Genomic DNA, 20,265 nt, shown 5'->3' with positions numbered 1-20,265 from the left:
TTTACCAAAAATAAATACGGTTATACCTTGGGTTTACAGTAGTTTAATCATTGCAATTTTTTTGTAGCTATGACATACTCTAGCTTGTAAATCCATTATTCCTATAGACTTACCGTAGTTTATAAATTGCTTCACAAATCTGCTGCAAGAAATTAATAATGCTTAAAGATGCACAAGGACTAGTAGTTACAACAGATTCAATCAATGCGATCGCAGGAATCAACCATTTTATTGATCAGATGCTTGGTTATGGTAAAGATGCAGAAACAGTAATTTTACAAGCAATTGCAGCAGATCCCACTTGTGCATTAGCTAATGCTTATGCGGCTGCTTATTATCTCACCCAAGAAAACCGCAAAGCTTGGCAGCAAGCTTTACCATATCTGCAAACTGCACAACAGTATTGCACCAAGATTACTGCCAGAGAAAAGTTATATGTGCAAGCAATTTCAGCTTGGGCTAATCAAGAGATTGATGTAGCGATCGCTATTCATGAGGAAATTACCAGTAGGTTTCCCCGTGATTTGATTTCTGTTCAGCAGGGGCAGTATCATTATTTTTATACAGGCAACAAAGATAAATTACTGGAAATCGCCCAAAAAGTTTTACCAAGCAATCCTGAAAATCATTATTTATCCGGCATGGTGGCATTTGGTTTAGAACAGTGTGATCAACTCCCAGCAGCAGAAAAGATGGCACGTCAAGCGATCGCCTTAAATAGATATGATCCTTGGGCGCATCATGCGATCGCTCATGTCATGGAAACTCAGGGAAGAATCGATGAGGGAATAGCTTGGATGGAGAGTTTTGCAGACACCTGGGAAAACTGCAACTCTATGCTCTACACTCACAACTGGTGGCACATTGCACTATATTATTTGCAGTTAGAAAACTACCAGAAAGTCTTCAAACTCTATGATACGCATATTTGGGAACGTGCCAACAAACAATCTCCTAAAGACCAAGTAGGAGCAATTTCATTATTATTGCGCCTAGAATTACGCGGTGTAAATGTCGAGAACCGTTGGCAAAGCATCAGTCCTTATCTTTACAGCCGGATTGATGAACACGCATTACCATTCCAGGATTTGCATTATGTCTATGCTCTTACCAAAGCCGGACACCATGATTGGGTGAGCCAAATGCTTCAGAATATGCAGTATCACACTTTAAATATTAATCCCTTTTTGCGACGGAGTTGGATAGAAGTAGCAATTCCCGCAGCTAGAGGAATGGTAGCTCATGCCAAAGGCGATTTTCACACAACTGTTGCGGAACTGAAACCTGTTTTACCACGCTTGCATGAGATTGGAGGGAGTCATGCACAACGAGTATTATTTGAGCAAGTTTATCAAGATGTGGTTTTGTCAGCACAAAAGCAGAGTTGGGATTATGCCATGTCTTAAACCAATTCGCAATGGGCAACTCTTGGAGACGCTAAAAGCGAACGCCCCGCTACGAAGAGAGCAATTACGTGTTGTAACGGGGATAAAGGCAAGCAGCCCAACACTTGCGGCTTGATAGAAGCCGGGGACTTAAACCCCTGCATTTTGTTAAAAACTGAAGTTGTTATTTCTTACCTAGACAAGCTAACACAAGAGCGATGTCTACGACTGGCTACGCCTACGCTATAAATCTGATTTAATATCTGATAGTCTTTTAATTCCACTACGGCAAAACGCCTGACTCCAAACTGTTCCATGACTGTTTGCAACTCTGCATCTGGTTGGAGTAGTGCTAACTGCATTTGCTGAATTAAAGATATGCCGAGATGCTGTGCTACTACTAAAGGTGGCATCGGGGAAGGCCCCAACACTTCCACCACCCGCAAATGCTGTAATAATTCGGGAAAATCTTTCAATTCCTGTTCTAGCACTACACTATCAATCGATGCACAATCTGCCAATCCCTCAACTACCCAGCGAATTGAATGTTGATGCGAACCTGATTGTAGCGTTTTGCCAAAAAAACTTTCAGGATATTGTTCTTGAATTAATTTATGACAAAGTAAATTATAACCACTGTTAGAGCCAAGGTCATTATAACAAAATGTTTTTTTTGCTAAATCTGCAAACTTTTTGATATTACTATTAGCATTGACAATTACATCTGCATAGTAAATAGGGCGGTTACTATATCGTGATGATTGCATTACTGGCGCAACTAATGTCTGGAATTGATTTAAAACTATTTGACTATACCGAATTAGTGGTAATCCACAAATAAAAGCTAGGTCTATTTGGTCTTCAAATAACCGAGGATCTTCTAAGGGGTCACATTCACCTTGCTGGAGTTGGAATTCTGCTTTTAAAACACGACCTAAATAAGTTGCGATCGCCTGATAGAATCCGAACCAATTGGGAGCCAGATAAGATGTAATTTGCAACTTCTTTTTATAATATATAGCCATTTTTTTTATAGCAGTTTCAGACTGAAAATTCTTTAGAATATTTAGTTTTTCGCCGCTCAAAAATATTCTGGGCGGCGAAAACTTAGGGCAAGATAAAATTCTTTTGACTACCAAAAAGCAACGCTAGGCAGCAACAGGAGTAGCAAATCTAGCATATCGCTCTATGTAAAATTCCTTACTATTAGCGATCCCTACTACAGAATCACGTTGTTTTAAAGCCTTTTTCCATTGACGTAGACGAGTAAATTCCTCTGGTAGTGCAAAACCTCGATGGTGCTTCAGTGCAGCCCAACGTTCAAACCAGGGGTAAAATGTGAAATCAACCAGACTAACGGATTCGCCAAACCAGTAAGGGCCGTCTCCTGATAACTTTCCTAAAGCTTCATTCTCGACAAATTCCAGATGTTTGTATAGTTCTTGTTTAGCTGCTTCTTGCTGTTGGATATCAGGACTACGCAAGAGAGTAGAAAAAGCTGGAACGAATCGAGTATTAGCAAAATCAATCCAGATTCGAGCTTGTGCTTTAGCAATGGGACTGCTAGGTAAAAGCGGCGGATTAGGAAATACTTCGTTGAGATATTCGTTAATTACTGCTGATTCCCAAACTCGGTTATTATTATGTGCGATCGCAGGCACTTTTCCATAAGGAGAAATATCTGTAAATCCCTCAGGTTTGTTCTGCAAATTAATCTCAATCAAGTCAAAGTCAATGCCTTTTTCTTGCAATACCAAGCGCGAACGGTGAGCATAAGGGCAAACAACCGCACTATATATCTTGATTTCAGCCATGTTGATATTCCTGTATAAATAGGATTTGTTTATTAGCTTTGGCAATTAGTTCAATCCAAAATCTAAAATTAAACTAAAGCCAAGGCACTTCTTCAGGTGCATAACGAAAGGCACGGAAGACTGAATTTTGTTCCCCACCAGCTACTGCTGACTTCTCACCAAGATTCCGAACTGCAAAGTGAGGATTGACATATTCCCAAACAATCTCTCCTGTAACTGTCACCTCAAATATGCGACCGAAAGCACCTTCTGTAATTAAAGTGTTGCCATTCGCTAGACGCTGTGCGCCTGATATATACGAACTGAAGAAATTTTGAGGTGGGTTGTCAGTGTACTGCCAAACTATCTCTTTCGTTTGACGGCTTACTTCAATTACACGAGAGAAATTTAACGCAGTGTGACGACGATGTGCGCCATTATCAAAAATTAGGATATTACCGTTAGCTAATTCATTAGGAAAGTGCTGCTGTGCTAATACGTCATCTCCAAGTGTCCAGATAATCTCTCCTGTTTTGCGATCAATAATTACGACGGTAGAGATATTACGAAAGCTGACTATAATATTGCCGTCAGCGAGTTCGCCTACAGTATTGCCATGAGTCCATTCGTGTCGTTGATCTTGGGGAGTGATAGTAAAAATATCTGGATCTAAATGTTCATGAGCGTGCCAAGTCCAAACAATCTCACCCGCAGGAGTAACTTCATAAAGTACATCAGCATAGATATCACCGTCTGCTTCCGTTCCTGCTACACCGCCTTTGATACGGGGAATCAAAGACTGAGGTATCTTTTCAATAGCTAATAAAATCGTGTTACCGTTGTGTAGTCTGCGCCCGTCGTGATGATGATCTGGATGTTTATACTCCCAAATAATATTTCCTTTAGGATCTGCTTCTAAGACAACGCCACCTTTAAAGGCAGCCCACAAAGGAAAATGTGCCGGAATATCTAGCGTTTTCCCATTATAAAAAAGGTTGCCATTGGGTAAAAGATAAGCATATAAACCCGGTGAATATGGCAGATTCCATTGATGTACTATTTCTCCTTCTAGATTCAGAAGATATACTTCTCCGTTACCTGTAAGTGGTGTAAAAAGGGTATAACCTTTGAATACTTTGTCAGGATTATAAGCTCTTAAACCAGTACCACGGCGACGAATAGTATTTTGGTCAACTGATGCTGTTGCGATCGTCATAATTTTAAGGGTACTAGAGACTATTTTTAAACCCAAATTTGCATTATTTTGTTGGGTGGCGCTACGCTTAACCCAACCTACTTTTCTTTTAATTTTTAATTGTTAAGGTGCTGGGTTCGGATATTGAGTATGAACTGAATCCAATTCAGCCAATATATCTTTATCAAGAACTACATTGATGCTTTCTATATTCTCTTTAAGTTGTTCTAGTGTAGTAGCACCAATAATCGTACTGGCGACAAACCAACGACTCCGCACAAATGCGATCGCTAATTGTGCAGGGCTTAGTTGATGGCGTTTGGCAATTTCTACATAAGCTGCTACTGCTTTGCTAACATTTGGTTTTAAATATCGCTGACCAAAGTTTTCAAATAAAGTAACTCTTGCTTTCTCTGGTTTACCGTTGAGGTATTTACCAGTTAAATAGCCAAATCCCAAAGGGCTATAAGCTAGTAAAGGAACGTTTTCGTAATAAACTGCTTCTGCAAGTGCGCCATCAAAAACTCTATTGAGTAAATTGTAAGCATTTTGAATAGAAACAACTTTAGGTAATCCTAATTGTTTAGCTACATGGCTAAATTGTGCAATGCCCCAAGGAGTTTCATTACTTAAGCCGATATAGCGAATTTTACCTGCATTTATGACATCGGCAAAAACTTCTAGTTGTTCAGTTATGGGAACTGTTTCCCCGACTTGATTAGGGTCGAAAACTGTTTGTCCAAAACGTGGTACATAACGGTCTGGCCAATGGATTTGATATAAATCAATATAGTCTGTTTGCAATCTTTTGAGACTATCATCTACAGCTTGTTTGATATTATCCCGATCAATGGCTTTAGCTCCATCACGTAGCCATTTAAAGCCGCGACCAGGCCCTGCAATTTTAGTAGCGACTATTAGTTGATCTCGCTGCTGATGTTTTAACCATTCTCCAATATAAGTTTCGGTTAAGCCGTATGTTTCAGCACTGACTGGTACTGGATACATCTCAGCCGCATCAATGAAGTTAATTCCCTGTTTAATGGCATAATCTAGCTGCTGATGGGCTTCTTCAATAGTATTTTGCTGCCCATAAGTCATTGTGCCAAGGCAAATTTCGGAAATTTTTAGGTCACTATTACCTAGTTGATTGTATTGCATATTTCTGAATTATTTTTTAAATTTAACAAAGTTTTTACGCAATTGCTATTAAAAAGTAAATTACCCCTTGTTCAGTAGATTAGTGCTGTTTGCAGAAATAATTGAGAATTATTTAAATAATACTACGTTATCTCTACCGAATTATCGGATTAGTAAATAAATTTACAAATTTATACTCAAAATATTTTACTAGGGTTAGCGATCGCCATCCCCAACATCAACATTATAATTAGTCTAAAAACGACTATAAAAGTAGAGTATGACAATCTTACAACTTGTAAATAAAGAGCTTTCAGAAGTTCCCGTCATTGATATTAGTACATTAGTCTCTCAAACTAGCAACAATTCTGATGTAATTACAGACCAAATTAGACAAGCCTGCCAAGATTACGGTTTCTTCTATATCGTCGGACATGGAGTTGATGAACAACTACAGGAGCAACTAGAACATCTCAGTCAACAATTCTTCGCGCAGGATATAGAAACTAAACTGAAGATTCGTATGGCTCTTGGTGGTAGAGCATGGCGAGGATATTTCCCCGTGGGTAACGAGTTAACATCAGGTAGACCTGACTTAAAAGAAGGTATTTACTTTGGTGCAGAACTAGCAGAAGACCATCCATTTGTGAAAGCTGGTGTACCAATGCACGGTCGAAATCTTTTTCCATCCAATATTCCCCAATTTAGGGAAACAGTGCTGGACTATATAGACTCAATTACCAAACTTGGACACACCCTAATGGCTGGTATTGCTCTAAGTTTGGGGTTAGAAAAATCCTATTTTGCTGAACGTTATACAAAAGATCCATTAATATTATTTCGGATTTTTAATTACCCTCCCAATCCATCATTATCTAAATCTGAATGGGGCGTTGGTGAACATACAGATTATGGAGTATTAACTATACTCAAACAAGATAATGTAGGTGGATTACAAGTCAAATCAAAGTCTGGTTGGATAGATGCACCTCCTATTCCTGGTTCATTCGTATGCAACATTGGGGATATGCTCGATCGCATGACACAAGGATTGTATCGTTCAACACCCCACCGCGTTCAGAACTTATCAACAAGTAATCGCCTTTCGTTCCCGTTCTTCTTTGATCCCAATTTCAACGTTGAAGTCAAACCCATTGAATTGAAGGATGTAGTAGTGAATGATGATAAAAGCGATCGCTGGGATAAAGCTAGTGTCCACGAATTTCGCGGGACTTATGGCGATTATCTTTTGAATAAAGTCTCCAAAGTATTTCCAGAACTACAACAAAAAGTGCTTTAGGGAGTCCAAATGGGAGCAATGCGATTTTGTGAGGTGGGCAAGCAGGGGAGGCAGGGGAGGAAAAATAAATTAAGTGTATTTTGAAGTATTTATAGTAGCGCATGTTACTAAATTCTCTCTTTACTCTCCCTGCTCCCCCTGCTTCAAAAAGCGATGATCTCACATTTTCGCGTTGCTCCCGTCCAAATTAACTTTGATAAGGACGCGGTAATTGTCGCAGTTTATGAGCCGTATCCAATTCACTATTGTTTTTTCTACCATATCCCCAACCCAAGAGGCGACGATATTCACCCATGATGCCGCTTTCAATTAAATCATCCTCATTGACTGCAACATTGGTATGAGATTGGGGCGCAACATAGAGTGCATCCGCAGGACAATACGCCTCACACATGAAACAAGTTTGACAGTCTTCCTTGCGAGCGATCGCAGGTGGCTCGTTAGGTACAGAGTCAAAGACATTGGTAGGGCAAACTTGGACGCACAAATTGCAATTGATACAAAGTTTATGGCTGACAAGCTCGATCATGATATGCTCCTGCTACAACTTTGATACAGAGGGTGTGGTTTGAGTGGTTTTTGCTGGTGGTGTAGCGATTGCATCCGTAATCCAATCACGCCTCACCCAAAGCTTATCTAAGCCACCTGTTGCTTGGTAATAACGCTGATTTGGATCGGTTTCAGGATAGTCTATGCGAATATGTTCGCTGCGCGTTTCCTTGCGATGTAAGGCGCTAAAATATGCCCATCGTGCTACAGCCGTTAAAGCAGCCGCTCGCCTAGAAAATTCCACATCGCGCACTGTATCTTGTTTCGGGTTCCCTTGTACTTGCTGCCACAGCGTTTCTAATTTGGCGAGAGAATCCAAAAGTCCCTGCTCAGAACGCAAGTAATTCTTCTCCAACGGGAACATCTGGGCTTGTACACCGCGCACGATCGCCTCACTATCGAATGTTTCAGAAATAGGTGAGGATGATGAACTACTCTCCGTCTTAGGCGATGGCGTTCCGCCCAGCGTAGCTGATCGCAATCCTACTTGACCAGCAGGACGCGCAACCCGTTCATTTGCATGAGCGCCCAGCCTCTTGGCAAAGTGCGCTGCTCCAACTCCAGCCCATTGCCCTGTGGAGATTGCCCAGGCAGCATTGGGGCCACCACCCCCAGAAGCTAAACCGGCTAAAAACTCCCGCGATGCTGCATCACCGGCAGCGTAGAGACCAGGAACCTTTGTAGCGCAATTATCATTCACAATCCGAATCCCACCTGTACCACGGACTGTACCCTCTAAAACAAGTGTCACAGGCACTCGTTCTGTATAGGGATCAATACCAGCTTTTGTATAGGGTAAAAAAGCAATGAAATGAGACTTTTCGATCACTGCTTTAACTTCCGGTGTGGCTCGATCCAAACGAGCATAAACGGGGCCTTTCAGGAGGGCATTAGGAAGGAATGATGGATCGCGACGGCCATTTATATAACCGCCTAGATCATTGCCTGCTTCATCGCTATAACTAGCCCAGCCAAAGGGAACACCCCTAGTTACAGTGGCATTGAAAGCCGTCGAAATGGCATAGTGATTAGAAGCTTCCATACTAGAAAGTTCGCCGCCTGCTTCCACTGCCATCAGCAATCCATCACCTGTATTGGTATTGCAACCTAATGCTTTACTCAAGAATGCACAACCGCCATTCGCTAAGACTACTGCACCAGCACGAACGGTATAAGTACGATGATTTTGCCTCTGCACACCTCTTGCACCAGCTACTGAGCCGTCGTCAGCCAATAAAAGTTCTAGAGCCGGACTTTGGTCGAAAATCTGCACACCAACACGCAAAAGGTTTTTGCGAAGTACCCGCATATATTCAGGGCCATAATAACTCTGACGCACAGATTCCCTATCTTCTTTAGGGAAACGATAGCCCCAACTTTCTACTAGGGGCAAACTCAGCCAGGTTTTTTCGATAACACGCTCGATCCAACGTGAGTTAGCGAGGTTTTTTCCTGCGCGATAACGCTCCGATAAAACTTTTTCCCAATTCTCTGGAGACGGAGCCATGATGCCGTTACCACTAGCCGCCGCCGCACCACTCGTACCCAGAAAACCTTTATCAACAATGATGACTTTGACACCTTGAGATGCTGCTGCCCAGGCTGCCCATGCTGCGGCAGGGCCACCACCAATTACCAGTACATCAGCAGTTAGTTGTAGTTCATTTTCACTATGGACTGTTAGCAATTCCTTTTCCTCTATAAAGTCTCCAAAGTACAGCAGAATTCAGGAGTCAGAAACCCTCCGACTTTTCGCTGCGTCTGTGCATAAGGCAAATTCATACATTCAATCAGCAACGCCCACAAAATTAATAAACAGAAGTCAGCAATTTATCTATCGCAGCCCGAAACGCCGTTGCTGCACCAGCACTCATATCACGAGGGGCGCAGATGCGATTTCTCAAATATGCGAAAGTAATAGCTCCGACAGCAGCGAATAGGGGATCAACACTACTATTTTTACCACCAGTCCTTCCACCCGGTAAGGTATTGCCATTGCCATGAATCAGATAATCAGCCAGTTGTCGCAGGTGAAACTCAACAGCGTCCTTAACTGTGGTAAAGTCACCGTCTGCCGCTATTGCTTGGACTCCAGAATTTTTGATAATATCTGCGATCGCAACTTCCCGATTATCGCTCAATCTCTCAGCTGCTTCGGCTCGATATTGAATTTTTTCACTATCTGCTACATCCAGAGGTAAAGGACTTCCAATCGGTTCAACTCCCCATCTGCGACGCAACAATAAATTATTAGTGATATTATCCGACTTCACCCTGTGATAAGCAGGACGCTGATTAAGTGCATCAAACCAAGCATTAATGCGAGGAAAGCGAGGATTTCCTTTGAGGTGATATCCCCGATACACAGGTAAATTAGCCGCCAATCTATCTAGATGGGGGCTATACAGAATGTCTACTAAGCTAAATGTACTGACAAAGTAGGGGCCAGGGTATTTAGCCAAAGCTTGCTCAAGTTCATCTAACTTCGCCTCAAATGCTGCTTGCAATGCCAACTCATCAGCAGCATCTACAGATGCTTCTCTCAGGAATTTGTAAGTAATCTCTCTAAAACCGTTAGTCTCAGCTTCTTCAACTAACTGCCTAGCAACAGCATTTTCCTCTGGATTTTCCGGTAATAATGCTGGATGTGGAAACCTTTCTTCTAAAGCTAAGAGAATATCTTTAGATTCATATACTAAATTTCCCTCAATTTTTGCTGCTGGGACAAGAGTTGTGGGAACTAGGTCAGTGTACCATTTAGGTTTATTACTTAAATCAATAAACTCCGTTGCAAAGGGAATTTCCTTTTCTTCCAGAGCAAACCAAACTCGTTCACAGAAAGGACACCAGGAATTAGTATCTCGATAAAGTAAGACTGGCGGTTCTGTATTTGGCGGAAGTTTATCTAAACTGCTGGGTATTGGTGCAGTAGAAGGAGATTGTCCTGTCCTCTTTACCCTACGCGCAGAGGTATTTTTTCTAGCAGTTTCTAAAACTTCTTCCCAAGTTGACACTGTGTTTTGAATTGACATTTTTTACCTCGCTTTACTAGGAATGCCGGAAAACACAAATAACTGTTGCTCTTTAGGTGCAGCCAAGTTTTCACCAAGGTATCGATTAAGACCAACACCCATATCTCCTGTAGCGGTAAGCTTGAAGTTTACTTCTTCAAATCCAGATGCACTTAGAATTTTCCGCACATTGTCAGAGTAAGTAATACCGTTAGAGTGTCCACGAGTCCAAATGACAAAAGCACCTGGTTTACTCAGAAAACTTAAGTTATCTAGTAAGCGATTGAGTTCAGCCTCATCAGCCAGATTGCCAAAGACACCACACACAATCACGATATCTGCTGGTACTGCTCCTACATAGTTTGTGGCAAGAGTTGCATCACCATTGATAAACTCAATTTGCTTGGCTAAACCCAAAGACTCTATACTTGCTCGTCCACGCTCAACTAAATTTGAATTTATTTCAACCAGTCGTGCAGAAACATCCTTCGCACGGGGGTGATTTTTTAAAGTTCCTAATAAATCTCGTCCATCACCCGCGCAAACACTCACTATTCGGATAGCGCCATCTGGTGAGGCATTTAAGCTATAAGCAATATATTCCTGCACGATTTCTAGACGCTGCTGCAATTTTGGCTCAGTGTTGTAGAGGTCGTGCCATTCATACCAATCTTTTGGCATAAGGAGTGATTCCCATTTGATGCACACTGTGTAATTGCAAGCTACAGTTATTTGATAGACTAACCGTAGTTTACAGATGAAGGCAGAGTATCATACACATTCATAGAAAATCAAGCCTGATTTTTTATGAATGTCTTCAGTGCAGTAATTATACGGTATTGAGTTTATGGTATTTATTTTTACATACCCAGTATTACTCAGGAACAACTCTGGTTATAGCTAATACAGAAATTTATAATGATTGATTCTGAGCGATCGCTTAAATTGCTGGCATCTAAATGTTGTACTCTGTTTTTAAAGTTCAATCGACAACTATTTTATAAACTAATGTCACAACCATCAATAACATAGTACGCAACCAAAAAGCGAACGCGAACGAACTGACTAAATAGCAAACAGTTTTCCTCTAGGACAAAGTGCAGATTCAATAGAAGCACGCCTTGCTAAACTCCATATTGTGGCTTGATTTGCTGTAAGTACAGGAATCTTTAAATCTGCCTCTAATTCCTCAATCACCTCAAATGTTCTCCATGCCGTACAAGGCAACACAATAACATCTGCACCTTTGTGAGATACCTCTTTAATAAAAACTGCGACTTTATCGGGTGACTGATGCCAAAGGTAATTCTTTTTTGCTACTTCTTTTGGGCGTTCATCACCTTTAAACCCCACTATTTCAAAAGGCGCTTCACTCAAAAACGTTTTTAGCGTTTGGTTATTCCATTCTGGATAAGGAGTGACTACAGAAATTTTCTTAATCTTTAGATATGCCAACGCTTCTAATAGAGCCAGAGCAGGCACAACAACAGGTACTCCTAGCACCTGCGTCAAACGTTGCTCTAGTTGTTTGGCAAAAACTTGCCCTCGGTAAAAAGTTGCTGTTGTAAAGCCGTATGCTCCAAAATGTACCGAGGCTCTAGCTAATTTTTCTACTTCCTTAACAGCTTCTTCGTTGATGTCATCCATTGATTCATAGCTTTCATAAGCGTGTGAGCGTTGAGCAATCACACGATGGCTATGAATACTGACTTGACTGGAAAAAGCAGAGTGAAAGTCAGGCTCAAATGTGGTGTTACCTGCGGGTACTAGCAAGCCAAGACGGATCTGCCTATTAGAGTCAGCTTTTGAGTACATAATAATACCTCTTTTTGACAAGCCTGATTATGTCTAAATATTTATTTAGTTACACTAATAATTAGGTATACATATTTTCAGGAAGACTGTATAATATAGTAACTACGCTAAATCGACCGATAAACTGTAATATATCATTTAACTGACATAGATACCTGCCAGTCAATTATTTAACTGCACCGATCAATCCATCTCACTTTTGTCTTATTGCTTTAGTTGGAGTTGTGCAATCTCAAATAGTCTGTATCCACGATGATTACAAGGAAAAGATTTCATGAGCAACATACAACTGTATTTCGCCAAAGCCTCTACTTTCTCTCAACGGACTCGTGTAGTCTTACTGGAAAAGGGCGTTGACTTCACCCCGATAGAAATTGACTTACAGAACAAACCAGATGGGTACACTCAGATTTCCTACTATGGCAAAGTTCCAGCTATCAAACATGGGGATGTTGTAATTTACGAGTCTGCTATTATCAATGAATATCTAGATGAAGTCTTCCCGGAACCACCTTTGTTACCCCGCGATCCAGCAGCTAAAGCGATCGCCCGCATCTGGATAGACTACGCCAATACTCGCCTTGTCCCAGCTTTTAATAAATTGCTGCGCGGTAAAGATAGCCAAGAACAGGAACTTGGACGAAGAGAGTTCACAGAAGCACTTCTATATATTGAACAAGAAGGATTAGGCAAAGGTGATTACTTGTTAGGAGATCAGTTTAGCCTAGTTGATATCAGCTTCTATCCTTGGTTTGAGCGTTTACCACTCTTAGAACACTTCCGCAAATTTACATTACCAGCAGAAACACCTCGTTTGCAGACATGGTGGAACAGCTTAAGCGATCGCTCCTCAATTCAAGCAGTAGCAAACCCTGTGGACTTCTATTTGCAAAGATTCGCAAAAATTCTCGGTGAACCTGTTCCCGTTGGTGCAGCACAAAAATAGAGCATTGGGATTGACAGAAATTAACCAAAATCCAAAATGGGATAACCTATGAGCTTAAATAACCAAGTTCTAGACAAACCAATTTCCGCAGAACTGCCATACGTAGAGGCTAACCTCAGTTACCTGGTTCCAATGGCAGAAAAACCTGTTAACTATACTTACGAACCACCAGCCGGGATTCCCCGCACGAATGCAACTTATCAGACGCACAAACTGCCAATTTACAATGCTCGTTCTATCTCAGAGAACATCTCGTTAGATCGAGAAGGTTTCGCCTTTACTGGACATAATACTAATGTCCGCAACTTTTACGATGAAGACGAAGTACGCCGCGTCTACTATCCAGAAGCCGAGCAATTGTTAAAAGAAGTCACAGGTGCAACAAAGGTAGTGATATTCGATCACACCCTGCGTAATGCCAGTCAGTCAAAGCCAGGTGAGAATAATATTAAAGAACCTGCCTTGCGCGTACACAACGACTTCACTGCCAAATCTGGCTATACTCGCGCCCATTTGGAACTAGCAGCACGAGGCATAGATGACATTGATGCGCTACTAAAACAACGATTTGCCATCATCAATGTTTGGCGAGCGATCGCACAACCAATCCAAGAGTCACCATTAGCAGTGTGTGACGCGCAAAGTATCGCACCCACAGACATTGTAGCTGGCGATCTTGTGTACCGCGATCGCGTCGGTGAAACTTATGGAATTACGTATAACTCCAAACATAAATGGTTCTACTTTCCGCAAATGCACAGAGACGAAGCACTATTTATCAAATGCTTTGACTCCGCAGAAGACGGACGCGCCCGTTTTGCCGGCCATACAGCCTTTGAAGATCCCACCAGCCCAGCCAACGCTCCCCCAAGAGAAAGCATTGAATTACGAACATTCGTCTTTTACCCGGCATAAATCGCAAAAACTTCTCTCATACTCCTACTCTCTGCGTGAAACAAATTAACCCTTGGAGATACAAATATTATGACTTCCCAACACTTTGACATCAAACCAATCGCTGGACGTATCGGTGCAAAAATCATTGGTGTTGACTTAAGCAGTAACCTCAGCAATGAAATCATCAGCGATATCCGTAAAGCTTTAGTTAAACACAAAGTCATCTTCTTCCGAGAGCAGAACCTTGACGCTCAAGGACAAGTAGCCTTCGCCCGACGCTTTGGGGAAGTCACCACAGCCCATCCCACCGTTCCCTCATTGCCAGAAAACCCAGAAGTTCTTGATCTCAATTACGGTAAGACTGTGAGTCGCGCCAACAATTGGCACACCGATGTGACATTTGTAGATCGTCCCCCTCTTGGTTCTATTTTGCGGGCGCTTGTTATTCCACCATCGGGAGGTGATACTATTTGGGCAAACTCCGTAACTGCCTACGAAGATTTACCAACTCACCTGCGTAATCTTGCTGACCAACTCTGGGCAGTACACAGCAACGCCTACGATTATGCAGCAGCTACAATTGACTTGCCAGAAGAAATCTTAAAGCATCGGGCTGTTTTCACTTCGACTGTATACGAAACCCTGCATCCAGTTGTCCGCGTCCATCCTGAATCTGGTGAACGTGGTTTATTTATTGGTGGGTTTGTGCGTCGCCTGCGCGGTTTTTCCCAGAATGAATCCGATGAAATCTTGAAATTGTTGCAAGCTTACATCACACGTCCTGAAAACACAGTCCGGTGGCGCTGGAAAGTTGGCGATGTAGCTTTCTGGGATAATCGCGCTACTCAACATTATGCGATCGCAGACTACGATAATCAACCTCGCCACGTTCAACGAGTTACACTTGTGGGTGATATTCCTGTTGGTATTGATGGTAAGCAGAGTGAGGCTATTAAGGGAGATTCTTCTGCATATAACCGACGTGAACCCGCTTTAGTTTAGAACAGATCAATACCTTTTTTATCTTTAGACATCGCCGAAGATGAATGTAGAGACGTTGCATTGCAACGTCTCTACAAGGGTTTCATATCATGTCCGCTAAATTCCCATAATAAAAGAATCCCTCCCCGCAAGCCTACGGTGTACACACAAGTCGAATTACCCCCCTTAATCCCCCCTTATAAAGGGGGGAAACCGGAAATAAATCTAGTTCCCTCCCCTTTATAAGGGGAGGGTTAGGGTGGGGTAAAAACCAGCTTCTGCTTCTTAAACTACTTCAGACTTGTGTGTACACCGTAGCCCGAAGAGCGGGGAGGGGTTGGGGGTGGGGTTCTTAGAGTTTAATAAGCAATCAAGCGGGCATGATATCAGGTAACGCATAATTAATTGATGGAGATGTCTTTTGTATGAGCAGAAAATTGGGGCGCTCAAAACTGTTTTAATTCAATTTTCTTATCCCGCTTTTCTGTTAAATTCCTATAATAAATTTGTATTACTCTAATTAACTTTAAAAAAAACGTAGCAGATGGGTAAAAATTACCTTTCTGCTACAGAAATGCGGAGGTATAAACTTGATTATTTAATTGGCATGAACCAATTCTTGAGGCGCTGCGGCATCATATTCTACAGCTTTCACAAATTCTTTGAGAACGTCTTTAAGCCTTTGATCAATATCCTCATCTAACACGACGCTGTTATCAGCTTGTCGTTGAATTTGTTTGTCTACCGCATAAATAGTAGCTAGGATATGCCGCGCTCCTAATTCAGATAAGACAGGTTTAAGAGCATATTCAATTGCCAATAAGTGAGCGATCGTCCCACCCAAAGCAATTGGTAAAACAGGTTTACCTGTTAATGATTTTTGTGGGAGCAAATCTAGAAATGTTTTCAGTACTCCTGTGTAAGCAGCTTTGTAAATCGGGGTGGCAATAATCACACCATCTGCTTTTGCTAGTAAAGCTTTTGGCTCCTCTAAAGCAGGACTATCGTAACGTCCAAAAACTAAATCTTCAGCAGGCAAATCCCGAACTGAAATAATGTCTACATGCAAGCCTTCTTGTTGTAAAAGCTTGGCAGTGTATTCGACAACACCATAGGTTCTAGATGGATGGGTTGGACTACCAGCGATCGCTAAAATATTTGTCATTCAATTAAACTCCCAATTTCTACAATCGGTTCAGTATGTTTTGTGGTTTTGGTATTCATAGCTGATGCTGTATTAACCTGATCGCTCAGTCGTTTGTAGGGACGGCGTAAACTCATACTCTCTACTTCCCAGATGTAGCCATGAATAACTACATTTTTAGGAATTAAAACAGAATTACGCAGTAATTCTACCTGCTGTGTACAGATTTCATCCACATCGGTAAACGTTTTGATCCATTTGGAAAAAACGCCTTTTGGTAGCTTCAACTCTGGCAAAGCAGGATCGACACTAACTTGATCCACGTTAATACCTTGATTTTGCAATACCTCACTGAGAAAGTCTCCTGATGCTGTCATCATGCCACATTCGGTATGATTAATAACGATAATTTCTTTTGTGCCAAAAAACTGTGTAGTTAACATTGCTGATCGGATAGCATCATCCGTAACTAATCCTCCAGCATTACGGAAAATATGAGCATCTCCTTCACCAATTCCCAATACTTTTTCTATCGGTAATCGCTCATCCATGCACGCCAGCACCCACAAGCGTTTATTGTTAGGTATCCCCAACTGGCGACGTAATGCCCACGCTTCTTTTTCTGAGATTTTTTGGTCAATTTGTTGGTGCAACATGGCTGGTAATTTTCTAGTTCTTAATTACTAGGATATGGACGTTGCTCTTTCCTGATGCTGCTTTTTAGGGAAATCTTCATTTGCCACAATCTCACCAAATGGACTCAATACATGTTGCTTCTCAACTGTTGGCAGATTCTCTAATGGCAAATGGGGAAATAGAAGTTCTGCAACTCGATAAGCTTCTTCTAGGTGGGGATAGCCAGAGAGAATAAAAGACTCAATACCCAAAGAAGCATATTCCAATATCCTGGCAGCTACAGTTTGGGGATCGCCTACTAAGGCTGTTCCCGCACCACCCCGCACCAAACCAACTCCCGCCCACAGGTTCGGGCTAATCTCTAATGCCTCACGATTACCGTGGTGTAGTTGAGTCATCCGCCGTTGCCCAACTGAGTCCATCCGGGCATAAGCTTTTTGGGCTTTAGCGATCGCCTCATCATCTACATACTTAATCAATTGATTCGCCGCATCCCAGGCTTCACTCTCAGTTTCGCGCACAATCACATGTAGGCGAATCCCAAACCGCAAAGTTCGACCTTCTGATAAAGCAAGTTTACGAACTGATGCAATTTTCTCGGCTACTTGCGCCGGTGGTTCACCCCAAGTTAGATAGACATCTACGTGCTTGGCAGCAATTTTTTGAGCAACGGCAGAGGAACCACCAAACCACAAGGGCGGATATGGCTTCTGGACGGGTGGAAACAGCAGCTTACCATCTTGGATATTAAGATAGTCGCCTTGAAGATTAGCTTGTTCACCACTAGCGATCGCTCGCCATACTGTCAAAAATTCATCTGTTAATTCATACCGTTGATCGTGATCCAAATGCAAGCCATCTCCCGCTAACTCTACGGGATCGCCACCTGTCACGACATTAATCAGCAAGCGTCCTCCAGAGAGCCGATCAAAAGTCGCCGCCATCCGCGCTGCTACTCCAGGTGATACCAAGCCGGGACGAATCGCTACCAAAAAACGCATTTGTCGCGTCAGTGATACCAGTGTTGACGCTACAATCCAAGCATCTTCACAAGAGCGACCTGTAGGCAGCAATGCCCCCGTATAACCAAGGTCATCCACCGCTTGGGCAATCTGCCGCAGATAAGGAAAGCTGATTGCCCGCCCACCTGTAGCAGTTGCAAGGTAACGTCCGTCGCCGTGGGTTGGGATAAACCATAGTAGCTGCATGAGTCCTGTCCTTTTAAACTACGGTAATTCGGTAGAATCACCGTGCTTTACTTATAGTTTTCAGAGTATCACATATTCTACTTAACCAAAGAAGAAGTTTTTCTGAAAACCTTTTAGACTACGATATACACACAAGTCCTAGTGAAAAGGAAGGGGGCAAACAAGTTCTCAAACGGATCAACTTAATGACTCATTTGCAATAATTGATGTGCGTGAGCGCCTTCATTATTCATAACTTTTTCTAATACTGCTTCTCTAATATTTACAAATACTTCACTAGCTCTGTCTCGTGGACGCGATAATTTTACAGGTAAATCTAACGCAACCCGTCCTTCTTCAATTACTATCACTCTGTCTGCCAGCGCTACAGCTTCTTCTACATCATGAGTAACTAAAAACGCCGTAAAGCCTCTCTGTTGCCACAAATCCTCGATTAAATGTTGCATTTCTAAGCGAGTTAACGCATCCAATGCTCCTAAAGGTTCATCAAGTAGTAATAGTTGTGGTTGACTCACTAAGGCTCTAGCCAATGCTACTCGTTGTCTTTGCCCTCCAGATAATACGTAAGGCCATTCATCAGCTCTATCTTTAAGTCCTACTTGTTCCAATACTCGCGCAGCTTTTGCACGCCAATTTTCTTGCAAACCCAGACCCACATTATCTATCACACGTTTCCAAGGTAGTAATCGAGGGTCTTGAAACATTACTCTTACAGATTGACTAAGTTTATGTAGTGGTTGCCCATCTAATAATATGCCGCCTGTAGTTGGTTTATCTAACCCAGACACTAGGCGCAGTAAGGTACTTTTACCGCAACCACTACGTCCGACAATAGCAATAAATTCTCCTGGTGCTACTTCTAGATTTAATGATTTTAAGACAGTTTTATTTCCAAAAGCCTTGCTTAAATCCAAAATATTGAGTTGTGAACCTTGTAGAGTTGAAACCATGTGTATTTCTCTTTTGTTGAGTGATTTAGGTATCGGGAATTTGGATGGATTTTTTAAAATCAATTAATCACATTCAAAAACTAAACGGTTGTTTAACCTTCGATTTAATATCTTATCCAGCAGATGTGTAATTAGGATTCCATGATAAAAATTTGTTTTCTAGAGCTTTGGCAATAGAATTTGCAAGTTTACCTAACAGTGCATAGATGACAATACTTAACACCACAACGTCTGTTTGCATAAACTCACGGGCGTTCATTGCCATATAACCAATGCCGGAATCTGCTGCAATTTGTTCAGCTACAATTAACGATAGCCACATAATCCCCAAAGAAAAGCGGACGCCAATCAAAATTGAAGATAAAGCTCCTGGAAAAACAATTTGCCACAAAAGCTGCGATGTTTTTAAGCCATAAACTCTGCCCATTTCAATTAGAGCGGGATCTACACTACGAATTCCATGATAGGTATTAAGATAAATTGGAAAGAATACACCTATAGAAACTAAAAATAATCTAGCTTGATCGCCAATCCCAAACCATAAAATTACTAGGGGAATTAATGCCAAGTTGGGAATAGTACGCAGCATTTGTAAAGAACTATCTAACAATTGTTCTGCAATGCGAGAAAACCCAGTGAGTAATCCCAAAATAAAGCCAATTCCGCCACCAACGATAAAACCAGATATAGCGCGTGCAGCACTGATTCCCATGTGTTGGAAAAGCTCTCCAGTTGAGGCTAACCTAAATGCCGTAAAAACTACACTACTTGGTGCTGGAAGAATTCTGCTGGAAAGTAAACCAGTTCTAGAAGCAACTTCCCAAAGTATTAGTACTATAAGAGGTACTACCCAAGGGATGATTGGATCAGCGATTTTCTTGTTGAATAATACTTCTAGGGATTTTTTGCTGCTTTTATTTTTCAGAGTAACAGTCATAAGCTACCAATTAGTTGTTGTTTTATGAAATTCTCTCTCAATTTAAAAGCTATTTCGTCAATAGGACTGAATAGCTTTGGTGTTACGTATGTTTGTTTTAGCGAGACAGGGACATAATGGGGAACAAACCCAAAAAATTACCTTGTCGTTTGCGTATTATTCTTTAAACTACTATATATCGATCGAATTATCGTATATTTATGATATTTTACACCAAATTAACTAAAAAGCAATTCTCAAGATAGGGGGCGGGGAATATTCCTTTTTCAGCTTTGGCTATGGGATTTTCCTGTGATTTGCTGACTAGAAACTAAAGATAGTGCAAAGAGAATCCACCGAAATCGGCTCGTTATTTATGTTCGGGATGTTCGCGCTTGG

Annotated in this window: 19 protein-coding genes; 5 read left to right on the top strand and 14 right to left on the bottom strand. The window is 41.7% G+C overall.

The annotated features are described in order from the left end of the window. Nucleotides 1-158: 158 nt before the first annotated feature. Complete coding sequence (locus tag RMZ43_RS07885) at nt 159-1,406, top strand: tetratricopeptide repeat protein (RefSeq protein WP_322648837.1); 1,248 nt, start codon at nt 159-161, stop codon at nt 1,404-1,406. Nucleotides 1,407-1,576: 170 nt separating this feature from the next. Here the strand turns inward: RMZ43_RS07885 and RMZ43_RS07880 are convergent, their stop codons facing one another. From RMZ43_RS07880 to RMZ43_RS07865, 4 genes are all read right to left on the bottom strand, one after another. Next, a complete protein-coding gene (locus tag RMZ43_RS07880) occupies nt 1,577-2,410 on the bottom strand; it encodes a PhnD/SsuA/transferrin family substrate-binding protein (protein ID WP_322648838.1) in 834 nt (277 codons plus the stop codon). A gap of 123 nt (nt 2,411-2,533) precedes the next feature. Continuing rightward, nucleotides 2,534-3,199: a glutathione S-transferase family protein gene (locus tag RMZ43_RS07875; protein ID WP_322648839.1), complete on the bottom strand. Its 666-nt coding sequence runs from the start codon at nt 3,197-3,199 to the stop codon at nt 2,534-2,536. A gap of 73 nt (nt 3,200-3,272) precedes the next feature. Continuing rightward, the gene (locus RMZ43_RS07870) at nt 3,273-4,394 is read right to left on the bottom strand and encodes an aryl-sulfate sulfotransferase (RefSeq protein ID WP_322648840.1); all 1,122 of its coding nucleotides are present in this window, start codon (nt 4,392-4,394) and stop codon (nt 3,273-3,275) included. A gap of 102 nt (nt 4,395-4,496) precedes the next feature. Then, complete coding sequence (locus RMZ43_RS07865; protein WP_322648841.1) at nt 4,497-5,534, bottom strand: NADP(H)-dependent aldo-keto reductase; 1,038 nt, start codon at nt 5,532-5,534, stop codon at nt 4,497-4,499. A 259-nt stretch (nt 5,535-5,793) separates the two neighbouring features. Between RMZ43_RS07865 and RMZ43_RS07860 the strand changes: the two genes are divergently transcribed. Further along, nucleotides 5,794-6,813 carry an isopenicillin N synthase family dioxygenase gene (locus RMZ43_RS07860; RefSeq protein ID WP_322653844.1) on the top strand — a complete coding sequence of 340 codons (1,020 nt, stop codon included), beginning with the start codon at nt 5,794-5,796 and terminating at the stop codon, nt 6,811-6,813. A 187-nt stretch (nt 6,814-7,000) separates the two neighbouring features. On the opposite strand, the gene RMZ43_RS07855 is transcribed toward RMZ43_RS07860, so the two are convergent. The 5 genes from RMZ43_RS07855 to RMZ43_RS07835 all read right to left on the bottom strand — a co-directional run bounded on the left by RMZ43_RS07855 (nt 7,001) and on the right by RMZ43_RS07835 (nt 12,188). Beyond that, the gene (locus tag RMZ43_RS07855; protein WP_193200555.1) at nt 7,001-7,342 is read right to left on the bottom strand and encodes a 4Fe-4S binding protein; all 342 of its coding nucleotides are present in this window, start codon (nt 7,340-7,342) and stop codon (nt 7,001-7,003) included. A 12-nt stretch (nt 7,343-7,354) separates the two neighbouring features. Further along, nucleotides 7,355-9,049: an FAD-binding protein gene (locus RMZ43_RS07850; RefSeq protein ID WP_322652616.1), complete on the bottom strand. Its 1,695-nt coding sequence runs from the start codon at nt 9,047-9,049 to the stop codon at nt 7,355-7,357. A gap of 121 nt (nt 9,050-9,170) precedes the next feature. After that, on the bottom strand, nt 9,171-10,394 hold the full coding sequence (locus RMZ43_RS07845; RefSeq protein ID WP_322652617.1) for a glutathione S-transferase family protein: 1,224 nt from the start codon (nt 10,392-10,394) through the stop codon (nt 9,171-9,173). A 3-nt stretch (nt 10,395-10,397) separates the two neighbouring features. Further along, entirely contained in the window at nt 10,398-11,054 is a 657-nt protein-coding gene (locus tag RMZ43_RS07840) for a class I SAM-dependent methyltransferase family protein (protein WP_322648846.1), read from the bottom strand. Nucleotides 11,055-11,438: 384 nt separating this feature from the next. Continuing rightward, nucleotides 11,439-12,188 carry a maleate cis-trans isomerase family protein gene (locus tag RMZ43_RS07835; RefSeq protein ID WP_322652618.1) on the bottom strand — a complete coding sequence of 250 codons (750 nt, stop codon included), beginning with the start codon at nt 12,186-12,188 and terminating at the stop codon, nt 11,439-11,441. A 274-nt stretch (nt 12,189-12,462) separates the two neighbouring features. Here RMZ43_RS07835 and RMZ43_RS07830 point away from each other — a divergent pair, with 274 nt between their 5' ends. The 3 genes from RMZ43_RS07830 to RMZ43_RS07820 all read left to right on the top strand — a co-directional run bounded on the left by RMZ43_RS07830 (nt 12,463) and on the right by RMZ43_RS07820 (nt 15,033). Continuing rightward, a complete protein-coding gene (locus tag RMZ43_RS07830; RefSeq protein ID WP_322652619.1) occupies nt 12,463-13,134 on the top strand; it encodes a glutathione S-transferase family protein in 672 nt (223 codons plus the stop codon). Nucleotides 13,135-13,182: 48 nt separating this feature from the next. Then, nucleotides 13,183-14,049 carry a CmcJ/NvfI family oxidoreductase gene (locus tag RMZ43_RS07825; RefSeq protein ID WP_322648849.1) on the top strand — a complete coding sequence of 289 codons (867 nt, stop codon included), beginning with the start codon at nt 13,183-13,185 and terminating at the stop codon, nt 14,047-14,049. Nucleotides 14,050-14,118: 69 nt separating this feature from the next. Continuing rightward, on the top strand, nt 14,119-15,033 hold the full coding sequence (locus tag RMZ43_RS07820) for a TauD/TfdA dioxygenase family protein (protein WP_322648850.1): 915 nt from the start codon (nt 14,119-14,121) through the stop codon (nt 15,031-15,033). 577 nt (nt 15,034-15,610) lie between these two features. Here the strand turns inward: RMZ43_RS07820 and ssuE are convergent. From ssuE to RMZ43_RS07795, 5 genes are all read right to left on the bottom strand, one after another. Further along, nucleotides 15,611-16,177 (bottom strand): NADPH-dependent FMN reductase, encoded by a 567-nt coding sequence (ssuE, locus tag RMZ43_RS07815; RefSeq protein WP_322648851.1) that lies wholly within the window; start codon nt 16,175-16,177, stop codon nt 15,611-15,613. Beyond that, nucleotides 16,174-16,812, bottom strand: coding sequence for a beta-class carbonic anhydrase (locus tag RMZ43_RS07810; protein ID WP_322652620.1), 639 nt, complete (start codon nt 16,810-16,812; stop codon nt 16,174-16,176). The genes ssuE and RMZ43_RS07810 overlap by 4 nt, the downstream gene beginning before the upstream one ends. Nucleotides 16,813-16,839: 27 nt before the next feature. Beyond that, nucleotides 16,840-18,000, bottom strand: a complete 1,161-nt coding sequence (ssuD, locus tag RMZ43_RS07805) for an FMNH2-dependent alkanesulfonate monooxygenase (RefSeq protein WP_322648853.1) — start codon at nt 17,998-18,000, stop codon at nt 16,840-16,842. Nucleotides 18,001-18,182: 182 nt separating this feature from the next. Continuing rightward, a complete protein-coding gene (locus RMZ43_RS07800) occupies nt 18,183-18,950 on the bottom strand; it encodes an ATP-binding cassette domain-containing protein (protein ID WP_322648854.1) in 768 nt (255 codons plus the stop codon). Nucleotides 18,951-19,062: 112 nt separating this feature from the next. Continuing rightward, nucleotides 19,063-19,887: an ABC transporter permease subunit gene (locus tag RMZ43_RS07795; RefSeq protein ID WP_322648855.1), complete on the bottom strand. Its 825-nt coding sequence runs from the start codon at nt 19,885-19,887 to the stop codon at nt 19,063-19,065. Nucleotides 19,888-20,265: the final 378 nt, after the last annotated feature.

This window comes from Nostoc sp. CmiVER01, from assembly GCF_034531135.2.
Lineage (GTDB): Bacteria > Cyanobacteriota > Cyanobacteriia > Cyanobacteriales > Nostocaceae > Nostoc.
This window is presented reverse-complemented; position numbering and strand designations above follow the sequence as displayed.

Coding starts and splice junctions, on each gene's coding strand:
- RMZ43_RS07855 (WP_193200555.1), bottom strand. CDS start 7,342: ATGATCGAGCTTGTCAGCCATAAACTTTGTATCAATTGCAATTTGTGC.
- RMZ43_RS07870 (WP_322648840.1), bottom strand. CDS start 4,394: ATGACGATCGCAACAGCATCAGTTGACCAAAATACTATTCGTCGCCGT.
- RMZ43_RS07820 (WP_322648850.1), top strand. CDS start 14,119: ATGACTTCCCAACACTTTGACATCAAACCAATCGCTGGACGTATCGGT.
- RMZ43_RS07875 (WP_322648839.1), bottom strand. CDS start 3,199: ATGGCTGAAATCAAGATATATAGTGCGGTTGTTTGCCCTTATGCTCAC.
- RMZ43_RS07865 (WP_322648841.1), bottom strand. CDS start 5,534: ATGCAATACAATCAACTAGGTAATAGTGACCTAAAAATTTCCGAAATT.
- RMZ43_RS07830 (WP_322652619.1), top strand. CDS start 12,463: ATGAGCAACATACAACTGTATTTCGCCAAAGCCTCTACTTTCTCTCAA.
- RMZ43_RS07860 (WP_322653844.1), top strand. CDS start 5,794: ATGACAATCTTACAACTTGTAAATAAAGAGCTTTCAGAAGTTCCCGTC.
- RMZ43_RS07880 (WP_322648838.1), bottom strand. CDS start 2,410: ATGGCTATATATTATAAAAAGAAGTTGCAAATTACATCTTATCTGGCT.
- RMZ43_RS07885 (WP_322648837.1), top strand. CDS start 159: ATGCTTAAAGATGCACAAGGACTAGTAGTTACAACAGATTCAATCAAT.
- ssuE (WP_322648851.1), bottom strand. CDS start 16,177: ATGACAAATATTTTAGCGATCGCTGGTAGTCCAACCCATCCATCTAGA.
- RMZ43_RS07840 (WP_322648846.1), bottom strand. CDS start 11,054: ATGCCAAAAGATTGGTATGAATGGCACGACCTCTACAACACTGAGCCA.
- RMZ43_RS07795 (WP_322648855.1), bottom strand. CDS start 19,887: ATGACTGTTACTCTGAAAAATAAAAGCAGCAAAAAATCCCTAGAAGTA.
- RMZ43_RS07845 (WP_322652617.1), bottom strand. CDS start 10,394: ATGTCAATTCAAAACACAGTGTCAACTTGGGAAGAAGTTTTAGAAACT.
- RMZ43_RS07825 (WP_322648849.1), top strand. CDS start 13,183: ATGAGCTTAAATAACCAAGTTCTAGACAAACCAATTTCCGCAGAACTG.
- RMZ43_RS07810 (WP_322652620.1), bottom strand. CDS start 16,812: ATGTTGCACCAACAAATTGACCAAAAAATCTCAGAAAAAGAAGCGTGG.
- ssuD (WP_322648853.1), bottom strand. CDS start 18,000: ATGCAGCTACTATGGTTTATCCCAACCCACGGCGACGGACGTTACCTT.
- RMZ43_RS07835 (WP_322652618.1), bottom strand. CDS start 12,188: ATGTACTCAAAAGCTGACTCTAATAGGCAGATCCGTCTTGGCTTGCTA.
- RMZ43_RS07800 (WP_322648854.1), bottom strand. CDS start 18,950: ATGGTTTCAACTCTACAAGGTTCACAACTCAATATTTTGGATTTAAGC.